Below are 20978 nucleotides of genomic sequence, written 5' to 3'. Positions count from 1 at the left end.
CCTGGCCGTCTCGTCGAAGGGAGAGTCATGGGTGGCGTAGGCCCGGCGCAATTGGCCGCTGTACTGGCTCTGATCGGCGTCGGAGTCGTGCTCGCGGTCTACGGGTGGCGCATGGCTAAAGGGCCAGAGGGGACGACCGCGCGAGTGGAGGTGCTTTCCGGTATCGGAGGCGGCTTGATCACAGGATTCGCCGTTGGACTGAGTGTGCTGTTTTTGGAACGTGGGTTCGTGGCTGCACAGGAACGGGCAGTCTGGCGCGCCAACGTCGAGATTGCCGAGAGTATTCCCGGATTTACTCCAGGGAGGCGGTCGCTGAAGGGGATGCATTTCACCGCCAAGAAGTTGAAGGGGTCCGATTTTTCTGGTCTCGATCTGCGAGGTATGAGCTTCCGTGACGCTGAACTGCTGGGTGCGGACTTCGACGGCGCTGACTTACGTGGAGCGGACTTCACGGGCGCCAACCTCGAGACGGCCAGCTTTCGAAGAGCCGACCTCTCCGATGCCCTGCTGCTCAGCGCCAACCTCGGCCGTGCGGAGATGAGGAGCGTCAAGGCAATGAATCGTACGCAGGCGAACAAGCTGACATGTTGGCCTCCCAAATTATTCCAAGAGCGGACAGATCTCGAAGACCAGGTCAGAGCGATGGATTGGTTCGACGAAAATGGCGAGACCGTGAAAAGCAAGGGAAGCGAAGGGCCGTGCCCGAACTGGACCACTGACTGATGTTCTCAAGAGGCTCTTCGACGGGCGGGCCGGCTGTGGGAAGTCGTCGTTCATCAGGAACCAGACGCTTCGATAGATCAGCACCCACGACCGGCTCATGCCGCACGAACATCAAGTCACGTGAGACGACCTCTAAGCCTTGGCACGGTCATCACTCCAGAGCCAGTCCGGGATCCGTTTGTACCTCAGCCGACGACGGTCAGCCACGATGGCGGGTGCGCCGACCGATCACGCACGCGTGTGTCTCGCTGCACCCCCATCGGCCTCAGCCACCGTGTCGGGGTTTGTCGTCGACCAGGCCGAGCTGTGATTGTCGGCCGCGATGACGACTTCGGTGTCCTCAGCCTGCCCGGTTTGGGCCTCCTCGCCGGGCCGGGCGCACTATCGTCACGTGCATGAGGGTCCGTCACAATGTTCGCGCGGTCCTGTTGGATGACGATCAACTCGTGTTCCTGCGTCGAAGATGGCCGGGCTGCTTGCCTTACTACACGACGGTCGGTGGAGGCGTCGAACCCTACGACGCCGACCTTGAAGCGGCCCTGCGCCGCGAAGTCATGGAAGAGCTCGGCGCCACCATCGGCGTTGCCACCGAATTCCTGACCTTGACCGAGCCTGGCAAGGTAACCGTCGTGCGGCACTACTTCCGCGCCGAGGTGCTGGACATGGATCTGAACCGTCGTGGTGGTCCCGAGCCGGACGATGCCGATACCGGCGACTTCTCGCCGGTCCGGGTCGCACTGGAGGCGTTTGCCGTGTCGGCGCTCGACCTGCAACCACCTGAACTCGTCGGCTACCTGCGCGAGCATGCCAAGACGTGGGGTGCCTGAGGGACAGCGCCTAAGCCCCAGAGTCGACCGCCCTCGCGACGACGTACCTCTTCTCTTACATCATGCGGCTGCACGGTGTGGGCGGCACGGACGCCGGCCGGGCTGGAGCGGGACGGAGCGCCGGGCCGCCTTGTGGGTGGAGACCGCTCGTGCCTACAGCCGGCAAAAGCGCCTCTCCGATGCCTACCGCGCCCTGCGTATCGCCGAAAGTTGTGCCGCCCAGGACGTCCGCCGCCCGGCGTACGCGACCTGGTCGCCGACCTGGCCGCCCGCGACCACCGCCGTGCCCTGCCGGAACTGCACCACTTCGGCCGCCGACTCGGAGCCCCCGCGTGACCGAGCCGACCACTGAGGGCAAGAAGCCCTTCCTGTATGTCGTCGTCTGCGCGTGCGGCGTCGCCGGTGACGTCGGCGGCTGATCACCGCTCTGACCTGGTCCTTCTCCATGGAGCGGGTGACGAGGGCACGCGATGGGCACGTCATCGCCGAGTGGTCCGACCAGAGGTGTGGAGGCGTCCACGCAGGCTCTACGCCTCCGTGTTCTGGTAACCCGAGGAGCCGCCACAACCCCTCTGCCTGCTCTGCGACCGGTTCAGACCGGGCCGAGGTCGATCTCCGCCGCGAAAGGGGCGGTGATCTTCAGGACACCGGTGAACACGTCCCCGTCGCGGTAGGTCTTCGTCGCGGGGTCGAGGAGGTACGTATACACCAGCGGTGCGCCCGTCGCGGCCTGCTCGATCCGCCAGTAGAAGCCGATCCCGGCCTTGGCGTACTGGTCGGCCTTCACGATCCGGTCGGTGGTCTCCGAGCCCGGCGACACCACCTCGGCCACCAGCAGTACGTGCTCGGGACGGGTGGGTGTGATGTCGATCGCGTCCGCGCGGTAGACGACGACATCGGGGCGGCGGTTGGTGAGCGGGACGTCCTGCAGGCGGACGTCGAAGCCCGTGTCGGCGTTCCAGTCGGGGCCCGCTGCGGCGTCCAGGGCGTTCGCGAGGATGCGGGCCGATTGTGCCGCTTGAATGCGCTGGGGCTCACGACGACCATTCCGTCCACGATCTCGATGCCGGCGCACTGCTCCTCGGACCACGACTCGTACTGCTCCGCCGTGATCTGCTCGTGCATCCACGCCGGGGCCACCATCTCAGCCGCCATGGCATGCCTCCCGGACACTGTGCGGCGGGCCCGATCCCGCTGGGCTCAGCGTACTTTCCCCGCCCCGCCGACGCGTCGGACGCGTCGGGTGGGTCCGCCGTGGGACGGACCCACCAAGGAGCCGCGGCGCCTGTGCGGTGTGATGCGGGTGAGGACCTGGTGGCGGTCGGCGGCCTACTACGAGCAGGCCGTCGAGGCGGCGGGGAACCTGACGGCAACTTGCTCGAACGTGACACGCGAGGAGACCGACTCCGGAAAACTGTTAACCCCTTAATCGAGAAAGCTAGGGGCCAGCGTCGGCCACTGGAACGGTGCGAGGCCCGCTTTAAGCGCTTCTGTGCCTGGCTATTCCGTCTCCGTCGGGACCGTTGCGGGACGAAGTGCCTGCTGCGTCACTGAGGCCCACATGGTGAGCACTGTGAATGCGCATTAGGCGGGTTCGGCCCTGTCCCCGTACGGTCCTCACATCGAAAGCTCAACCGGCCAAACAACCAGGAGTCGACGTGCAGTTGGCGCACGACGAACAGAACGGTCTTGTCACCCGAACTCAGATCGCTGAACGTGCGGGCGTGGAGCGTCCGGCCGTGTCGAACTGGGCCCGGCGGCACAAAGACTTTCCCACCCCTGTGCGCTCCGGTGATACGGAGCTCTTCCAGGAGGCCGAGATCGCTCGGTGGCTGACGAACCGCACCGTTCCGCAACCGCATTTGCTCGAAGGGGAGCAGGCGGGAACCACCTACGCCGACCGATTCCTCCGAACCAACGGCGGCCGACCCCGGTCAGCGGAGCCGAAAGCCCCGCGGAGTACTCAGCGCATCGGGGCCGAGGACCAGAAGGCCGTCGACCAGCTGATGGGCCGACTCGCGGACCGGGTTCGAGGCCCGGCGCCGATGGCGGACTTCGTGAATCTCTGTCTCATCGTGATGTACGTACGACATGCTGAACCGGAGCGCTGGCGCCGGATCGAGGACGTCATGTCGGCAGGTCAAGGGGCCCGGGACGTGCAATCGCTGCTCCGTTCCCTCGGCGACATGGCGCAGGACACGCTGCGCCGGAACGGCGACCGCACTGACATGCGCAGCAGCTTGCTGCAACTGGAACCGCGGAGCTGGGCCGACCTCACCACGGCGGTACGGACGGCGGCAGGCACAGGCGTGGGTGCGTTCCAGCTCGTGTGGGAGTCCTTCAGCGCCCGGGAAGGGCTCCAGAGCTCGGAATTCTGCAGCCCGGTGGGCCTGGCCTCGTTGGCCGCGGCACTCGTACTGACCCCGGGGCAGAAGACCACGGTGCTCGACCCCTACATGAGAGGGGGAGAGATGCTGGCGGCTGCGTACCGCCACGTCGGAGGCGCGCGGGGGACCGTGTACGGCGAGACCCTCGACGGCCGGCTGCAAGCGGTCGCCAGCCTGTACCTCCTCCACCTCGGCGTACGGCCGAAGCTGACCAGCACCCGGTCCGATCGATGGCCACCGAATCACGAACACCGTGTCGACGTGGTGCTGACGAACCCTCCGTTCAACATGAGCGACGCGCCTGGCTCAGGGCGCCGGACGGGAAACTGGCCGTACGGATCACCACCACAGGGCAATGACAATCTCGCCTGGGTGCAGTACGCGCTCGGCGCGCTGGTTCCCGACGGTCGCGCGGTGGTGGTCATGCCGGTCAAGGCGGGCAACTCGGTGAACACCGCCGAGCGCGAGATCCGCCGCGCCCTTGTCCTCGGGTGGGCCGTGGAATGCGTCGTCACGGTGCCATCTCATCTGTTCTCCGCGACGCCTGTGCCGGTTTCCCTGTGGGTGCTACGACGAGCGGAGCATCCGGCGAGGGAAGGCATCCTGTTCGTCGACGCCCAGGAGTTGGGGACGAAGGTCCGACGTCGGCGCGTACTGCGGCACTCGGATCGCGACGCGATCACGGCCGTGGTCCGCCCGTGGCTCGACGGGGAGCAGTGCCCGGAGGACGAGTACGCGGTGCGTGCTGCCGAGCGAGGCTTCTCAGCAGTCGTCGTGGCCCGCGAGGTCGTCGCCGACGAGGAGTGTTCACTCCGTCCTGCCGACTACCTGGGGGACGGGAACTACGGCGCTGCTCCCGACACGGCCCGACTGCGCGAAGCCGGCGAGGCGGCGGCGGAGCATACGGACATGCTTCGTCTGCTGGAGCGGCGAGAGAGGGAAACGGGGAACGGCCACCGCACGGGTTCGGGACCCGGCGGCTGGAACGAGACAGTGCTCAAAGATCTGTGCGAGATCCAATCCGGCCCGTCCTACACCCGCCTACCAGCAGCGGCACGCACAGCGGACGCCGGTATTCCGCTCGTCTTCCCGCAGGATCTCGTCGAAGGGAGGATCGCGGACGAAACCCGGTACCGCGTGCCGTGGCAGACGGTCGAGCGCTTCAAGAAGTTCGAGTTGCTCCCTGACGACATCGTCTGCGTACGCACGGGCGCGCAGCAGCAACCCGCGCTGGTCTCCGGCCCGCAGGCCGGATGGCTGCTCAGCTCGAACGTGATGCGTCTGCGCGTACGCCTGGATGCCGGGATCGACCCTCTGTACCTCCATGCTTATTTGGGCCTCCGCTATGCGCGCGAGTGGATGTCCCACCGCGCGGCGGCTACGGCGGCCCCCTCGCTGAGCTCTGCGGCTCTGGGCCACCTTCCCGTGCGCTTTCCGTCGCTCGGACAGCAGCGGCGGAGCGTAGATCTTCTCGGTGCGCTCGGCCGACGTGCCGACGTGTACGTCTCGTACGCCTCGGCACTCGGTCGGCTGCGGGCCGAGCTCGCTGAACACCTGCTGCACGGCTCGGTCGAACCACTGTGACGGCCTGCCACCGCCGACTTCCCCCTGCGCGTTCCTTCTCCTCCTCGCCCGTGCCCTCGAAAGGATCGAGTCCATGCCCGAATCGACAGCGCGTTCCGGACGTACGTGGCAGCTGTGGCTGGCGCTGTACGTCGCCTGCTCCATGGTGGTCGGACTCTTCGTGAGCCTGTTGGTGCTCCGGTCAGGCGTTGACACGACTGATGTCGTTCTGGCAGGGGGAGGCGGCTTCGCCACCTCCTTCGCCCTGTGCCTCGCGCTGCCCGCGGCCGTGCGCGAACTCAAACGACAGAGCTGACCCGCACCGGCCGTCCGCGCGACTGAGCGCGGTCGGCCGAGGTCCTCGACTCACGAATGCGGTGAAGTCGGCGACGGCTTTCCGTAACGGCTCTGCCACTGTCCCCGGATGCTTCCGCTGCAGTTCTAGGCAACACGAAAGCCCCACATCTCTGATTTGGGGCTTTTCGCATAGAATGCATGGAGCGGGTGACGAGGATCGAACTCGCTCCTTTGGCTTGGGAAGCTGCGATCATGTTGGGCTCCATCGGGCCCTGACCTCCCGGACGGCTTTCGCTTCTACGACCTTCGTCAAGGCCGCGCTGATTTGTCAGCACTCGGACGACGAGCGGCAGCGGGACGTGGCCGCCGGGCTCGACGACATGGTCCGGGCCGAGCGTGCGAAGCACCACACCGACGACCATGCGCACCACAAGCAGAAGGCCACCGGCAGCTAGCAGCGCCCTTATGGTGCGGATGTGGTGCGCGCCCCGCCCACCGGTCTGGGCAACAAACAACCCCCGGGTCGATGACCTGGGAGTTTCTCATGGAGCGGGTGACGAGAATCGAACTCGCGCTCTCAGCTTGGGAAGCTGATGTTCTACCATTAAACTACACCCGCGTAAGACGTCAGCCAGCCGACCCATCGGTTGTGCCGAGCCGGTGTCTGATCGCCTCGTCACTGTACCTCATGCCAGGCCCCCGGCGCTGAAGCCGTGGGGTCTGAGTCTGTTTCAGGGGAGGGATCGGGCTGCGGGTGACCGGAGTTGGGGCGTACGGTGGGGGCGTTGGAGAGGGTCCGGGTGAGGTCGGAGTGCCGCCTGGAGGGCCATCCCGAACGTCCCGTAATGTGGCGTTTGTCGTCACGGCATCCCGCCAGATGTGACGCCGGCTCTTGGGGAAGGGACTCTAGGACTTGATGGAGCGCACCGTCGTCCGTTGTGCCGATGGGCACGTGTTCAGCACCGCTTCGTTCCCGATGCAGAAGGCCGAGCGACTCGGCCCCGGGCGGCTCGTCCGGTGTCCTCGCTGTGCGCGGTTGCGCAGCGCGGTACCGGTGACCTTGGAGAAGCGGTAGGGCCCAGCGAGGCCCACGGCCTGGCGCGCGGAGTCGTCCTGATGGTGGCGGGTCCGCGCGCCTTGCGTATCCTCGGGGCGTGCTTCTCTCAGACAAGGACATCCGGGCCGAGATCGACGCCGGGCGGGTGCGGATCGATCCCTACGACGAATCCATGGTGCAGCCGTCGAGCATCGACGTGCGTCTCGACCGTTTCTTCCGGGTGTTCGAGAACCACCGGTACCCCCACATCGACCCGTCCGTCGAGCAGGCCGACCTGACGCGGCTCGTGGAGCCGGAGGGGGACGAACCGTTCATCCTGCACCCCGGTGAGTTCGTCCTCGCCTCGACGTACGAGGTGATCACGCTTCCCGACGATCTCGCCTCCCGCCTGGAGGGCAAGTCGTCGCTCGGGCGGCTCGGGCTCGTCACCCACTCCACCGCCGGGTTCATCGACCCCGGCTTCTCCGGGCACGTGACGCTGGAGCTGTCCAACCTCGCGACCCTGCCCATCAAGCTCTGGCCCGGTATGAAGATCGGGCAGCTGTGCATGTTCCGGCTCAGCTCGCGGGCCGAGCACCCGTACGGCAGCGAGCGCTACGGCTCCCGGTACCAGGGCCAGCGCGGGCCGACCGCCTCCCGGTCCTTCCTGAACTTCCACCGGACCCAGGTATGAGCGACGTACGCGAGAACCTCACGTACGAGCAGTTCGGTACCGCCGTCCGCGAGCTCGCCCAGACCATCGCCGACGACGGGTATGAGCCCGACATCGTGCTCTCCATCGCCCGCGGCGGTGTCTTCGTCGCCGGCGGGCTCGCCTACGCCCTCGACTGCAAGAACATCCACCTGGTGAACGTGGAGTTCTACACCGGCGTCGGGACCACGCTCGAGATGCCCGTCATGCTCGCGCCCGTCCCCAACGTCATCGACTTCTCCGACAAGAAGGTCCTGATCACCGACGACGTCGCCGACACCGGTAAGACGCTCAAGCTGGTGCGTGACTTCTGCCTCGACGCCGTCGCCGAGGTGCGCACCGCCGTGATCTACGAGAAGTCGCACTCGCTCGTGAAGTGCGAGTACGTGTGGAAGCGGACCGACGACTGGATCAACTTCCCGTGGAGCGTTCTGCCGCCGGTGCGGAAACCTGGGGAAGCGGCCAAGCCGAACAGGGAAGCCCTCTGACCTGACCGTGTGAGCCCGGCCACCTCGGACCGGGCGCTTCCGGTCGGGGGACGCCGTCGTGTGCGGCCCCACCCCCGAGCGGGTTGAGTGGTCGTATGACCGGCCGCAGCAGCCCGCACGGCAGACGGGGTGACCTCCACCGGGGCGCCCGCTGGGGCGAGTGGCGGCAGAGCACCGTCCGTCGGGTCCGGGGCAGCCAGGCGGGCACGCTGTGGAGCCGGCTCTCCACGGTGGACTTCCTCGGGAACTCCTTCCAGCTCGCCGCGCTCGCCCTGCTGTGCTTCTTCCCGTTCCTCATCGTCGTGACGGCCGCGACCGGCCGGGACGCCGCCACCGCCCTCGTCGGCTGGCTCGGGCTGCACGGGCAGGCGGCGCAGGCCGTGGCGTCCCTCTTCCCGGCGGGCGAGGCCTCGGGCGGCGTCACCGCGGCGAGTGCTTGCCTGCTGGTCGTCGGCGCCGTGGCCGTCGCCGGTACCCTGCAGAGCTGGTACCGCAAGCTCTTCGACATCGCCCCCGGTGGGTGGCGGGACGTCGCGGCGCGGATCGGCTGGCTCGCCGGGCTCCTCCTCTACAGTGCCGCGCAGGCCCTGGCCGGCCGTGCGCTCGGCGGGAGCGAGCCGGTCCTCCAGGCACTGGTCGGCTTCGCGACGGCCACCTGCTTCTGGTGGGGCAGCATGTACGTCCTCCTCACGGGGACGGTCCGCCCGCGCACGCTCCTGCCGTCGGCCGTCGTCACCGCCCTGTGCTGGACGGGCCTGGGAGTGTTCTCCGCGCGCTACTTCTCCGGGCTGATCGTGGAGAACAGCCAGAGGTACGGTCCCATCGGCGTCGTCATGGTGATCCTGTCGTGGGTGATCGCGGTGGGGGTGGTCATCCACCTCGGCGCCGTGATCGGCTGCCTGTACCTGGAGCACCGTTCCGGGCGGCGTGAGCCCCACAGGTCGCACGGGTCACACCGTTGACGTCTGCTTCCGGACCCGCGAACGGGCCGGGGCCTCCCGATCGCCGGTGGATCGGGAGGCCCCGGCCGTTCACCCGGCGGGTTCGCGGGCGGCCCTCAGAACGTGCCCAGCTTCACGATCGACAGCAGGGCGACCAGCTGGATCGCGGACGCGCCCAGCGCCTTCGGCCACGGCAGGTCGTGGGAGCGGCTGACCATGATGGTCAGCAGGGCGCCGGCCGCCACCCAGGTCGCCCAGCCGAGGATCTGGACGAACGACGCGTCGCCGCCGAGGAACATGGCGACGACCAGCCGCGGGGCGTCGGTGAGCGACATGATCAGCATGGAGAGGCCGACCGTGGGCTGCCAGGCGCCGTCGCCGCCGAGCTGGCGGGCCAGGGTGTGGGTGACGACGCCGAGGACGAAGGAGCTCAGCACCATCGCGACGGCCGTCGTCAGGACTATCGGGATCGCGTTGGAGAGCGTCGCGTTGATCGCGTCCTCGCGCGCGGTGTCGAAGCCGAAGACGGCGAGCAGGCCGTAGAGGAACGTCACGATGAGGGCAGGGCCCCACAGCGTGTAGTCCCGCATCTGGAGGAACGTCTGGCTGGGCGACAGGACGACGCCCTTCAGCAGTTCCTTCCAGGGCAGGCGCGGGCCGACCGGGGCGGACGGGGCCGCCGCGGAGCCGGCGTGGTACGTCTCGCCCCGGCTGTACTGCTGGTGGTCGTCGATCGAGAACGCCTGGGTGTGCCCGGGGTTGTTCGCGGCGTAGGGGTCCGGGGTGCCCGGCCCGGCGCCGTACGACGACGGGTCGTCGCCGCCGAAGTACTCCGGCTCGCCGCCGCCCTGGCCGCCGTAGCCGCCGCCGTTCGCGGGAGGCCACTGGCCGCCCGCTCCGCCGCCGGTGGAGCCGTACGGGGGCTGCTGGCCGCCTCTGTACTGCGGCCGCTGCTGCGGGTACGGCTGCTGCGCCGGAGGGTAGCCGTACGACGGCCCCTGGGGCGCCTGCTGCCCGTACGGAGGGTCTTGGGGTCGCGCTTGCGGGGCGCGGCCGTCCCGGCCGCCACGTCCGATCCTGAATCCAGCCACGTCAACGAACGTACCTGGTCCCGGAGAGTGACGTGCCGGGCCTGCCCACCGGAGGCGGCTTTGCGGCCGACCTGTGACATCCCCTGAGGGGACCCGGACCCGGGGACGCTTCTGGCGGGGGCCGCACGGCACCACGGGATCGATCCCGGCGCCCGCACACGCCGGCGCCCGCACACGCCGACGCCCCCTGTCCGCGTCCGGGCGGAACAGGGGGCGTCGGCGGGGCTCGGCGGGCTCGGCGGGGTGCAGAGGTGCCGGGTGCCCGTGGCGGTCACTTGACCGGCTGGGGCTCCGGCTCGCTCTCCGTCTCGGACGTGCCCGCGGGGGGCTCGTCGTCGACGGGCGTCTTGACCGACTCCAGCAGGAGCTGGGCGACGTCCACGACCTGGATGGACTCCTTGGCCTGGCCGTCGTTCTTCTTGCCGTTGACCGAGTCGGTCAGCATGACGAGGCAGAAGGGGCAGGCCGTGGAGACGATGTCCGGGTTCAGCGAAAGAGCCTCGTCGACGCGCTCGTTGTTGATGCGCTTGCCGATCCGCTCCTCCATCCACATCCGCGCGCCGCCGGCGCCGCAGCAGAAGCCGCGCTCCTTGTGGCGGTGCATCTCCTGCTGACGCAGGCCCGGGACAGCCGTCATGATCTCGCGCGGAGGCGTGTAGATCTTGTTGTGGCGGCCCAGGTAGCAGGGGTCGTGGTAGGTGATGAGGCCCTCGACCGGGGTCACCGGGATCAGCTTGCCCTCGTCGACGAGGTGCTGGAGCAGCTGGGTGTGGTGGATGACCTCGTAGTCGCCGCCGAGCTGCGGGTACTCGTTGCCGAGGGTGTTGAGGCAGTGCGGGCAGGTGGCGACGATCTTCTTCGCCGACCTGGGCTTCTTGGTCTCCGGGGACTCGTCGTCCTCGCCGAACGCCATGTTCAGCGCGGCCACGTTCTCCATGCCGAGCTCCTGGAAGAGGGGCTCGTTGCCGAGGCGGCGGGCGGAGTCACCGGTGCACTTCTCGTCGCCGCCCATGATCGCGAACTTCACGCCCGCGATGTGGAGGAGTTCGGCGAACGCCTTCGTGGTCTTCTTGGCGCGGTCCTCCAGGGCGCCGGCGCAGCCGACCCAGTACAGGTACTCGACCTCGGAGAGGTCCTCGATGTCCTTGCCGACGACCGGGACCTCGAAGTCGACCTCCTTGGTCCACTCCAGGCGCTGCTTCTTCGCCAGGCCCCAGGGGTTGCCCTTCTTCTCCAGGTTCTTGAGCATCGTGCCCGCCTCGGACGGGAACGACGACTCGATCATGACCTGGTAGCGGCGCATGTCGACGATGTGGTCGACGTGCTCGATGTCCACCGGGCACTGCTCGACGCAGGCGCCGCAGGTGGTGCAGGACCACAGGACGTCGGGGTCGATGACGCCGTTGTCGTCGGCGGTGCCGATCAGCGGGCGCTCGGCCTCGGCGAGAGCGGTGGCCGGGACGTCCTTGAGCTGCTCCTCGGAGGCCTTCTCCTCGCCCTCCATGGTCTTGCCGCCGCCGGCCAGCAGGTAGGGGGCCTTGGCGTGCGCGTGGTCGCGCAGGGACATGATCAGCAGCTTGGGGGAGAGCGGCTTGCCGGTGTTCCAGGCGGGGCACTGCGACTGGCAGCGGCCGCACTCGGTGCAGGTGGAGAAGTCGAGCAGGCCCTTCCAGGAGAACTGCTCGACCTGGGAGACGCCGAAGACGTCGTCGTCGCCGGGGTCGGTGAAGTCGATCGGCTTGCCGCCGGACGTCATCGGCTGGAGGCCGCCGAGGGCCGTCCCGCCGGTCGCCTCGCGCTTGAACCAGATGTTCGGGAACGCCAGGAAGCGGTGCCAGGCCACGCCCATGTTGGTGTTGAGCGAGACCACGATCATCCAGATGAACGAGGTGCCGATCTTCACCATCGCGGTGAAGTAGACCAGGTTCTGGAGGGTGGTGACGCCCAGTGACTTGAAGGCCAGGACCAGCGGGTACGAGGCGAAGTACGCCGCCTCGTAGTGCTCCACGTGGTGGATCGCGCCCTCCAGGCCGCGCAGCACGTAGATGGCGAGGCCGATGGTGAGGATGACGTACTCGACGAAGTACGCCTGGCCGGCCTTGGAGCCCGCGAAGCGGGACTTGCGGCCCGGGCGGGACGGCAGGTTCAGCAGGCGGATGGCGATGAGTACGGCGATGCCGAGGATCGTCATCACGCCGATGAACTCGATGTAGAGCTCGAACGGCAGGAAGCCGCCGATGACCGGCAGCGTCCAGTCGGCCTGGAAGAGCTGGCCGAAGGCCTGCGCCAGGGTCGGCGGCAGCGTCAGGAAGCCGATGGCCACGAACCAGTGGGCGACACCGACGATGCCCCACCGGTTCATGCGCGTGTGGCCGAGGAACTCGCGGACCAGTGTCACGCTGCGCTGGTAGGGGTTGTCGGTCCGGGTGCCCGCCGGGACCGGCTGGCCCAGCTTGAAGTACCGGACGAACTGGCCGATGGCTCGGGCGAGCAGGGCGACGCCGACCACGGTCAGGGCCAGCGACACGATGATCGCGGCGAGTTGCATGGGGGCTCCTCGGGCCTGCGAGGGGGATACGGCGGGGACGTGTCGTGCGGCGCGTGCGCGGGTGCGCGGCGCGTCGGAACAGGTACCCGAAATTACTAAGCGGTAACTTATGTAGTCCGTCTGAGACTACCCCCATCTCCCGTCGCACTGTAGTCGGGCGGCGGGTGATCTGGGTCGCTGAGGGTCACCTCAGAATCAGACCGTGTTATTCATGCCAAATTGGTACTTTCATGACTAATTTATATCCGTGCTCTACGGGATCGCCGCCGCCACCGCCGCCCTGCTCCTCACCGCCTTCCTCGCCGCGCTGCTGCGCGGGCCCGCCCTGCGCGTCGGACTGGTCGACCGGCGGCAGCGGCGGCGGCGTGTGGCGCTGTCGGGCGGCGTGGCCGTCGTACTGACGACGTGCCTCGTCGCGACCGCCGGTGACCGGACGGGGGTGGCCCCGCTCGGCGAGGGCATGGGGGCGCTGCTCGTCGCGGGCGGCGGGGTCGCGGTGCTCGGGCTGGTCGTGGACCTGTGGCGGCTGAAGGCCCGGTTCGTGGTGGCCGGTACGGCGGTCGCGGCGGCCTTCGTGGTGCCCTACGGCGACACCGGCGTCGTCGCCGGAGTGGCGGCCGTCGGCTGGATCGCCTGCGTCGCGCTCGCCTTCCGGGCCCTGGACCACGCCGACGGGGTCGCCGGGACCGTGGGGGTCGTCACCGCCTTCGGCGTGGGGGCGTGCGCGGCGGCCGAGATGATGGACGGCCTCGCCGTGCTGCTGAGCGTGCTCGCCGCCGCTCTGACCGGGTTCCTGATGCACAACTGGCCTCCCGCGCGCGTGGCGCTCGGCGGCTGCGGCGCGCTCTTCACCGGCTTCCTGCTCGCCGCGGCGGCCGTCTCCGCGCGCGCGGGCCAGGACGCCGTGGCCGGCGCGGGCGTGCTGTTCGCGCTCACCGCGGTCGCCGCCGCCGACGTCGTCCTCGTCCTGCTGGCCCGGCGCACGGCCGGGCGCCCGCTGCTGCGGCGCGGGCCCGACCACCTGGCCCACCGGCTGCGGCGGCTCGGCCTCACCCCGCAGGGGGTGACGGTCCTGCTCGGCGTCGCGGCCTTCGCGGGGGTGCTCGTCGGGACCCTGGTGCACGCCGGCTGGGCGGACGCGCAGGCCGTGCTGTGGGTGGCGGGCGGCGTCCTGGTCGTCGTCCTCGGACTGTGGCGGGTGCCGGTGTACGCCCGGCCGGGGGAGGGCGGCGTGGTGCGGCGCGCCGGTGAAGGCGGGGGCGTGGTGCGGCGCGCCGGTGAAGGCGGTGTGGTGCGGCGGTCCGGGGAAGCGGGCGCGGGGCGGTCCGGGGAAGTGGGCGCGCGGCGGTCCGGGGAGGGCGCGGGGCGGCGTCAGGAGGAAGGTGCCGTGCGGGCCCGCGCCCGTGCCCGGCAGCCCTCCGTCTCCGCGGTGCAGCCCCCTCGGCGGTCGGCCGAGTCACCCGCGCGAGCATCTCGCCGTACGGTGTCGCCGCAGGTCGGCGAGGTATTGCGCGTAAGGAACGGATAAGAGTTGAGTCGGTGTGACTCAGGTCTGTTGACCGGGCGGCGGGTGTCGTGCACACTTGAGTCCGTTCCACTCAAGTCAGCTGGAGGAAGATCACCATGGCACGTGCGGTCGGCATCGACCTGGGCACGACTAACTCCGTCGTCAGCGTTCTGGAGGGCGGCGAGCCCACCGTCATCACCAACGCCGAGGGTGCCAGGACCACGCCGTCCGTCGTCGCCTTCGCCAAGAACGGCGAGGTGCTGGTCGGCGAGGTCGCCAAGCGCCAGGCGGTCACCAACGTGGACCGGACCATCCGTTCCGTGAAGCGTCACATGGGCACGGACTGGAAGATCGAGCTCGACGGCAAGAGCTTCAACCCGCAGCAGATGAGCGCCTTCATCCTGCAGAAGCTGAAGCGCGACGCCGAGGCGTACCTGGGCGAGAAGGTGGCCGACGCGGTCATCACCGTCCCGGCGTACTTCAACGACTCCGAGCGCCAGGCGACGAAGGAAGCCGGTGAGATCGCGGGTCTCAACGTCCTGCGCATCGTCAACGAGCCCACCGCGGCCGCGCTCGCCTACGGCCTCGACAAGGACGACCAGACGATCCTCGTCTTCGACCTCGGTGGCGGCACCTTCGACGTGTCCCTCCTGGAGATCGGCGACGGCGTCGTCGAGGTGAAGGCCACCAACGGTGACAACCACCTCGGTGGTGACGACTGGGACCAGCGCGTCGTCGACTACCTGGTCAAGCAGTTCCAGTCCGGCCACGGCGTGGACCTGTCCAAGGACAAGATGGCGCTCCAGCGTCTGCGCGAGGCCGCCGAGAAGGCGAAGATCGAGCTGTCCTCGTCCACCGAGACCTCGATCAACCTGCCGTACATCACGGCGTCCGCCGAGGGCCCGCTGCACCTGGACGAGAAGCTCACCCGCGCCCAGTTCCAGCAGCTGACCGCGGACCTCCTCGAGCGCTGCAAGACCCCGTTCTTCAACGTCATGAAGGACGCCGGCGTCTCCATCAACGAGATCGACCACGTCGTCCTCGTCGGTGGCTCCACCCGTATGCCCGCCGTCGCCGAGCTCGTCAAGGAGCTGACCGGCGGCAAGGAGGCCAACAAGGGCGTGAACCCGGACGAGGTCGTCGCCATCGGCGCCTCGCTCCAGGCCGGTGTCCTCAAGGGTGAGGTCAAGGACGTCCTGCTCCTCGACGTGACCCCGCTGTCCCTCGGTATCGAGACCAAGGGCGGCATCATGACCAAGCTCATCGAGCGCAACACCACGATCCCGACCAAGCGGTCCGAGATCTTCACCACGGCCGAGGACAACCAGCCGTCCGTGCAGATCCAGGTCTACCAGGGCGAGCGCGAGATCGCGGCGTACAACAAGAAGCTCGGCATGTTCGAGCTGACCGGTCTGCCGCCGGCGCCGCGCGGCGTCCCGCAGATCGAGGTCTCCTTCGACATCGACGCCAACGGCATCATGCACGTGACCGCGAAGGACCTGGGCACGGGCAAGGAGCAGAAGATGACCGTCACCGGCGGCTCCTCGCTGCCGAAGGACGAGGTCGACCGCATGCGCCAGGAGGCCGAGCAGTACGCGGAGGAGGACCACCGCCGCCGCGAGGCCGCCGAGGCCCGCAACCAGGGCGAGCAGCTCGTCTACCAGACCGAGAAGTTCCTCAAGGACAACGAGGACAAGGTCCCCGGCGAGATCAAGGCCGAGGTCGAGGAGGCCCTCTCCGAGCTGAAGGACAAGCTCAAGGGCGAGGACACCGCCGAGATCCGCACCGCCACCGAGAAGGTCGCGGCCGTCTCGCAGAAGCTCGGCCAGGCCATGTACGCCGACGCCCAGGCCGGCCAGGCCGCGGGCGGCCCGGAGGGCGCCACCGCCGGCGGTGCCAAGGCCGCCGACGACGACGTCGTGGACGCCGAGATCGTGGACGACGAGCGCAAGGACGGTGCCGCGTGACGGAGGAGACCCCGGGCTTCGAGGAGAAGCCCGACGTCCCCTCCGGCGCCACCTCCGACGACGCCGAGCCGAAGGCCGCTCCCTCCGACGAGGGGGCGGCCCCGGCCGGGGACGCGAACCAGACGGCCGGGCTGGTGGCCCAGCTGGACCAGGTGCGCACCGCGCTCGGCGAGCGCACCGCGGACCTCCAGCGGCTCCAGGCCGAGTACCAGAACTACCGCCGCCGGGTCGAGCGCGACCGGATCGCGGTCAAGGAGATCGCCGTCGCGAACCTCCTGACCGAGCTCCTGCCCGTGCTCGACGACATCGGCCGCGCGCGGGAACACGGCGAACTGGTCGGCGGCTTCAAGTCCGTCGGCGAGTCCCTGGAGACCGTCGCGGCGAAGATGGGCCTCCAGCAGTTCGGCAAGGAGGGCGAGCCCTTCGACCCGACGATCCACGAGGCTCTGATGCACAGCTACGCGCCGGACGTCACCGAGACGACGTGCGTGGCGATCCTTCAGCCCGGGTACCGGTTCGGCGAGCGCACCATCCGTCCCGCCCGGGTGGCCGTGGCCGAACCCCAGCCGGGGGCCCAGACGGTCAAGCCGGCCGAGGAGAGCGAGACGGCGGCCGACGACAAGGAGAGCGGTGGCCCGGACGAGGGCTGAGCGCGAACCGACGCGAGAGGAGGGACGTCGAGGATGAGCACCAAGGACTTCATCGAGAAGGACTACTACAAGGTCCTCGGCGTCCCCAAGGACGCCACCGAGGCCGAGATCAAGAAGGCGTACCGGAAGCTCGCCCGCGAGTACCACCCGGACGCCAACAAGGGGAACGTCAAGGCCGAGGAGCGCTTCAAGGAGATCTCCGAGGCGAACGACGTCCTCGGCGATCCCAAGAAGCGCAAGGAGTACGACGAGGCGCGCGCCCTCTTCGGCAGCGGCGGCTTCCGCCCCGGCCCGGGTGCGGGCGGCGGTTCCTTCAACTTCGACCTGGGTGACCTCTTCGGGGGCGCCCAGGGCGGCGCCGGGGGAGCCGGCGGCTTCGGCGGCGGGATCGGTGACGTCTTCGGGGGCCTGTTCAACCGCGGTGGTGCCACGGGCACCCGCACCCAGCCCCGGCGCGGCCAGGACATCGACACCGAGGTCACCCTCAGCTTCACCGAGGCGATCGAGGGCGCGACGGTCCCGCTGCGCATGACCTCCCAGTCACCGTGCAAGGCATGTTCCGGCACCGGCGACAAGAACGGCACCCCCCGGGTGTGTCCGACTTGCGTCGGCACCGGGCAGGTGGCGCGCGGCTCGGGCGGGGGCTTCTCCCTCACCGACCCCTGCCCCGACTGCAAGGGGCGCGGCCTGATCGCCGAGCACCCCTGCGCGGAGTGCAGCGGCAGCGGGCGGGCCAAGTCCTCCCGCACCATGCAGGTCCGCATCCCCGCGGGCGTCACCGACGGGCAGCGGATCCGGCTGCGCGGCAAGGGCGCCCCCGGTGAGCGCGGCGGCCCGGCCGGCGACCTGTACGTCGTCGTCCACGTCGACCCGCACTCGGTCTTCGGCCGCAAGGACGACCACCTCACCGTCACCGTGCCCGTCACCTTCACGGAGGCGGCCCTGGGCGGCGAGGTCAGGGTGCCCACGCTCGGCGGCCCGGCCCTGACGCTGAAGCTGCCGCCCGGCACACCCAACGGGCGCACCATGCGCGCCCGGGGCAAGGGCGCGGTCCGCAAGGACGGAACCCGCGGCGACCTGCTGGTCACCGTCGAGGTGAGTGTTCCGAAGGACCTGTCGGGGAAGGCTCGTGACGCACTGGAGGCGTATCGCGAGGCCACCGCGGGTGAGGACCCGCGGGCGGAGCTGTTCGAGGCCGCGAAGGGAGCTTGAGGGTGATGGACGGCCGTCGACGTAACCCGTATGAACTGACCGAGGAGACCCCGGTCTACGTCATCTCGGTGGCGGCCCAGCTCTCCGGCCTCCACCCGCAGACCCTGCGCCAGTACGACCGCCTCGGCCTGGTCTCCCCGGACCGTACGGCCGGGCGGGGCCGCCGCTACTCGGCCCGCGACATCGAACTGCTGCGCACCGTGCAGCAGTTGTCGCAGGACGAGGGCATCAACCTGGCCGGCATCAAGCGGATCATCGAACTGGAGAACCAGGTCGCCGCCCTCCAGGCCCGGGTGGCCGAGCTCCAGTCCGCGCTGGACGGCGCAGCGGCGGCCATGCAGCAGCGGGAGGCGGCGGTCCACGCCTCCTACCGGCGCGACCTGGTGCCGTACCAGGAGGTGCAGCAGACCAGCGCGCTGGTGGTGTGGCGGCCGAAGAAGGCCAAGGACTGACGGCGCGCGTCGACCCGTGTGAAGGGGCCCGGAGGACGAACCTCCGGGCCCCTTCGTGCTGCTCGGGGCCGGGCGGATCGTTTCCCTCTCGCTCGAACGGGTGAACAGGTGGCATGTGGGCCGGTCGGAGGCACGGCCGTCCCTACGGTGATCGCGTTGCTTGTGCCGCGTGCACCCCCGGCCCACACTTGAGGAGGTGATGCCGCCCTGTCGGAGAACGTCCCCGATCTGGACGAGGTCCTGTGGCAGGCGTGGAAGGCCATGGAGCTCCCTGAGGGCTACCGCGCTGAGATCATCGAGGGAGCCCTTGAGGTGTCGCCGACCGGCCGGTACTCACACAGCCAGATCATTTTCCTGCTGAGGGAAGCCCTGAGAGATCACTTGCGACGCGGGGATCTCGCCGTCCGCAGCGGCACGAACGTCATCCACGAAGGCTCGGCGTGGGTTCCGGATCTGTTCGTCGTCGCGAGAGACCCGGAGCGTTACGTGACCGATGACGGCCTCGGCCTGGTCGCCGCCGGAGTGAGGGCTGTCTTCGAAGTCACCTCCCCCGGCAAGCGCAGCCTCGAACGGGACCGGGTGAAGAAGCGCCGTGAGTACGCGCGTGCCGGCATCCCCGTCTACGTCCTCATCGACGACTACGACGGCCAGGGCGCCGTCACCCTCCTCACCGGGCCCCGCCCCGACACGGCCGACTGGGAGGACGTCCACCGTGTCCCTTACGGCACCGAGGTCACCGTGCCCGAAGGCCCCGCCAAGGGTTTCGTGATCGGTGAGGCGATCACTGGCCCGAAGCGGGGCTGAGGTGGATCGGACGCGTGAGGTGCGCTACGGCGCGGTCACGGTCCAGTCGCCGGCCGGCAGGGACTCGGTGCCGTCCTCCGCCACCGCGGTGACCCAGTAGTAGGTGGTGGTTCCGCGCTGCACGCTGGTGTCGGCGAACTCGGTGGTGCCGCTCGGGAGTGCGGCGATCGTCTCGTACGCGGAGGTCTCCGGGTTCCAGCGGTGGACGAGGTAGCCGCCCGCCTGCTCCGGTGCCGAGTCGGCGAGCCCCTGCCAGGTCAGCAGGTTGCCCTCGTCGCCCTCGGCGGCCGACACGGTGAGGGACAGGGGCGAGCCGTCGGGCGTCGGGACGCTCGGTGTCATGTCCAGCTCGGTTGCGGTCACGATCTGTGCCTCGCCGGTCCATCGGAACGCGGAGTTCCCGGCGTCGTCGACGGCGTCCACGACGAAGCAGGACTGCTCACCGTCGGGAAGGACGGTGTACGCGTACGAGGTGGTGCCGGCCGGTACGGAGTAGCCCGCGGAGAGGGAGCACACCCGCTCGTCGCCCTCGTCGCCCAGGAGCTCGCCACGGCGAACCGTGTAACTCGCCAAATCGGCGGTCGGGTTGGCGTCCCAGCCCACCAGGAAGCCGTACTCGGTCGGGGTGACCGTCACCCCGGTGACGGCCGACGGGGGCGTGAGGTCCCGGCGCTTGCCGCTCACGGCGGTGGACCGCGCTGACTCGTTGCCGGCCGCGTCCAGGGCGGTCACGCGGTAGAAGTAGGTGCCGTCCTCGGCGGCGGTGGTGTCCAGGTACGAGACCTGGTCCGCGCCGGTGCCGATCCGGGTGTACGTGCCGTCGGCGCTCGCCGCCCGGTACACGCCGTACGACGCCGCTCCCGTGACCTGGCTCCACAGGAGCCGCAGGCCCCCGGACTCGCTGCTGACGGACAGTCCGGCGGGCACGCCCGGGGCGGTCCGGTCCACGGTCGTGACGGTCTTGTCCGCCGTGCCCGCCGACTCGTTGCCCGCCTTGTCGTAGGCGCGCAGCTCATAGGCGTAGGCCGTGCCGGTCACCGGGAGGGTGGTGTCGGTGTACGTGGTGGAGGCGGTGGCGGTCAGCCTCGTCCAGGTCGTGCTCTCGGCGGGCCGACGGTAGATCCGGTACCCCGCGAGGTCCATCTCCTTGTTCGCCGCCCAGGTGAGCTTCGCCCGGCCGGTCGCGGTGTCGTAGGTAGCGGCGAGGCCCGTCGGGGTCAACGGCTTCACCTTGTCGACGGTGGCGGTGGTGCGGGGCGCGTAGGTGAAGGCGACGTTGGCGTTGCCCGTCCAGTTCACGTAGTCGACGCGGAGGGTGTGCTTTCCGGCGGGCAGGGTCAGGTTGACGGTCTTCTTCACCGTCGTCGACCCGTTCTTCCAGATGTCCACCTTGCGGACGCCGTCGACGTAGACGCGCAGTCCGTCCTGGACGGCGGCGGTGAAGGCGAAGGGGCCGCCCGAGCCGAAGTCGCGGGTGACTGTCCAGCGGACGCCGAAGTTGTTCGAGGACACCCCGGAGGCCGGGGCCTTGGCGCCCCAGTTCTCGCTGATCGCCGCGTCGCATCCGGTCTGCTTGGGCGTTCCGGAGAAGGTGGTGTTCGCGAAGATCTGCCGCTTGTAGACGGGGGAGGTACAGGTGGTCGCCGCGGCGGCGGGCGCGGCGGTGACGGCGCACAGGCCGCCCGCGGTGGCGAGCACGACGGTGGTCGCTGCGGCGGCGGTCGTGCGTCTGGCTCGGTTCATGCGGTCCTTCGGTCCGTACCGGCGACGGCG

General features: G+C 69.3%; 16 protein-coding genes, 1 tRNA gene and 3 pseudogenes. 15 read left to right on the top strand and 5 right to left on the bottom strand.

Annotated features, from left to right (window positions below):
- Positions 1-27 precede the first annotated feature (27 nt).
- The 3 genes and pseudogenes from ACIP67_RS05410 to ACIP67_RS05400 form a co-directional block, all read left to right on the top strand.
- Positions 28-723 (top strand): pentapeptide repeat-containing protein, encoded by a 696-nt coding sequence (locus ACIP67_RS05410; protein ID WP_401687689.1) that lies wholly within the window; start codon positions 28-30, stop codon positions 721-723.
- A 395-nt stretch (positions 724-1118) separates the two neighbouring features.
- Positions 1119-1550 carry an NUDIX domain-containing protein gene (locus ACIP67_RS05405; protein WP_401687686.1) on the top strand — a complete coding sequence of 144 codons (432 nt, stop codon included), beginning with the start codon at positions 1119-1121 and terminating at the stop codon, positions 1548-1550.
- Positions 1551-1665: 115 nt separating this feature from the next.
- A pseudogene (locus ACIP67_RS05400) lies at positions 1666-1886 on the top strand (transcriptional regulator); the annotation flags it as partial.
- Positions 1887-2142: 256 nt separating this feature from the next.
- On the opposite strand, the pseudogene ACIP67_RS05395 reads toward ACIP67_RS05400, so the two are convergent.
- A pseudogene (locus ACIP67_RS05395) lies at positions 2143-2705 on the bottom strand (Uma2 family endonuclease).
- 503 nt (positions 2706-3208) lie between these two features.
- On the opposite strand from ACIP67_RS05395, the gene ACIP67_RS05390 reads away from it, so the two are divergent.
- The 3 genes and pseudogenes from ACIP67_RS05390 to ACIP67_RS05380 form a co-directional block, all read left to right on the top strand.
- A complete protein-coding gene (locus ACIP67_RS05390) occupies positions 3209-5521 on the top strand; it encodes an N-6 DNA methylase (RefSeq protein WP_401687683.1) in 2313 nt (770 codons plus the stop codon).
- Between the two features lie 73 nt (positions 5522-5594).
- Positions 5595-5816 carry a hypothetical protein gene (locus tag ACIP67_RS05385; RefSeq protein ID WP_328845614.1) on the top strand — a complete coding sequence of 74 codons (222 nt, stop codon included), beginning with the start codon at positions 5595-5597 and terminating at the stop codon, positions 5814-5816.
- A gap of 292 nt (positions 5817-6108) precedes the next feature.
- Positions 6109-6252, top strand: a pseudogene (locus ACIP67_RS05380) (integrase); the annotation flags it as partial.
- A gap of 90 nt (positions 6253-6342) precedes the next feature.
- Here the strand turns inward: ACIP67_RS05380 and ACIP67_RS05375 are convergent.
- Positions 6343-6416, bottom strand: a tRNA-Gly gene (locus ACIP67_RS05375).
- 535 nt (positions 6417-6951) lie between these two features.
- Between ACIP67_RS05375 and dcd the strand changes: the two genes are divergently transcribed.
- From dcd to ACIP67_RS05360, 3 genes are all read left to right on the top strand, one after another.
- Entirely contained in the window at positions 6952-7527 is a 576-nt protein-coding gene (gene dcd / locus ACIP67_RS05370) for a dCTP deaminase (protein WP_401687679.1), read from the top strand.
- Positions 7524-8033, top strand: a complete 510-nt coding sequence (locus tag ACIP67_RS05365) for a phosphoribosyltransferase (protein ID WP_401687677.1) — start codon at positions 7524-7526, stop codon at positions 8031-8033. The genes dcd and ACIP67_RS05365 overlap by 4 nt, the downstream gene beginning before the upstream one ends.
- 95 nt (positions 8034-8128) lie before the next feature.
- Positions 8129-8995: a YhjD/YihY/BrkB family envelope integrity protein gene (locus tag ACIP67_RS05360; RefSeq protein WP_401687674.1), complete on the top strand. Its 867-nt coding sequence runs from the start codon at positions 8129-8131 to the stop codon at positions 8993-8995.
- Between the two features lie 95 nt (positions 8996-9090).
- Here the strand turns inward: ACIP67_RS05360 and ACIP67_RS05355 are convergent, their stop codons facing one another.
- Positions 9091-10065, bottom strand: coding sequence for a Yip1 family protein (locus tag ACIP67_RS05355; protein WP_401687671.1), 975 nt, complete (start codon positions 10063-10065; stop codon positions 9091-9093).
- A gap of 271 nt (positions 10066-10336) precedes the next feature.
- Positions 10337-12613 carry a heterodisulfide reductase-related iron-sulfur binding cluster gene (locus tag ACIP67_RS05350; protein ID WP_401687668.1) on the bottom strand — a complete coding sequence of 759 codons (2277 nt, stop codon included), beginning with the start codon at positions 12611-12613 and terminating at the stop codon, positions 10337-10339.
- 247 nt (positions 12614-12860) lie between these two features.
- Here ACIP67_RS05350 and ACIP67_RS05345 point away from each other — a divergent pair, with 247 nt between their 5' ends.
- The 6 genes from ACIP67_RS05345 to ACIP67_RS05320 all read left to right on the top strand — a co-directional run bounded on the left by ACIP67_RS05345 (position 12861) and on the right by ACIP67_RS05320 (position 19205).
- Positions 12861-14141: an MraY family glycosyltransferase gene (locus tag ACIP67_RS05345; protein ID WP_401687665.1), complete on the top strand. Its 1281-nt coding sequence runs from the start codon at positions 12861-12863 to the stop codon at positions 14139-14141.
- Between the two features lie 95 nt (positions 14142-14236).
- A complete protein-coding gene (dnaK, locus tag ACIP67_RS05340; protein WP_401687662.1) occupies positions 14237-16087 on the top strand; it encodes a molecular chaperone DnaK in 1851 nt (616 codons plus the stop codon).
- Positions 16084-16737: a nucleotide exchange factor GrpE gene (gene grpE / locus ACIP67_RS05335; protein ID WP_401687659.1), complete on the top strand. Its 654-nt coding sequence runs from the start codon at positions 16084-16086 to the stop codon at positions 16735-16737. Before dnaK ends, grpE begins: the two co-directional genes overlap by 4 nt.
- A gap of 33 nt (positions 16738-16770) precedes the next feature.
- The gene (dnaJ, locus tag ACIP67_RS05330; protein ID WP_401687656.1) at positions 16771-17949 is read left to right on the top strand and encodes a molecular chaperone DnaJ; all 1179 of its coding nucleotides are present in this window, start codon (positions 16771-16773) and stop codon (positions 17947-17949) included.
- A 5-nt stretch (positions 17950-17954) separates the two neighbouring features.
- Positions 17955-18401 (top strand): heat shock protein transcriptional repressor HspR, encoded by a 447-nt coding sequence (locus tag ACIP67_RS05325; RefSeq protein ID WP_401687653.1) that lies wholly within the window; start codon positions 17955-17957, stop codon positions 18399-18401.
- Between the two features lie 261 nt (positions 18402-18662).
- A complete protein-coding gene (locus tag ACIP67_RS05320; protein WP_401687651.1) occupies positions 18663-19205 on the top strand; it encodes a Uma2 family endonuclease in 543 nt (180 codons plus the stop codon).
- Between the two features lie 24 nt (positions 19206-19229).
- On the opposite strand, the gene ACIP67_RS05315 is transcribed toward ACIP67_RS05320, so the two are convergent.
- Positions 19230-20948 (bottom strand): fibronectin type III domain-containing protein, encoded by a 1719-nt coding sequence (locus ACIP67_RS05315; protein WP_401687648.1) that lies wholly within the window; start codon positions 20946-20948, stop codon positions 19230-19232.
- Positions 20949-20978 lie beyond the last annotated feature (30 nt).

It is taken from the genome of Streptomyces sp. NPDC088812, assembly GCF_044750285.1.
Taxonomy (GTDB): Bacteria; Actinomycetota; Actinomycetes; order Streptomycetales; family Streptomycetaceae; genus Streptomyces.
The sequence above is the reverse complement of the archived record's forward strand: the minus strand, read 5'-3'. Positions and strand labels throughout refer to the sequence as shown.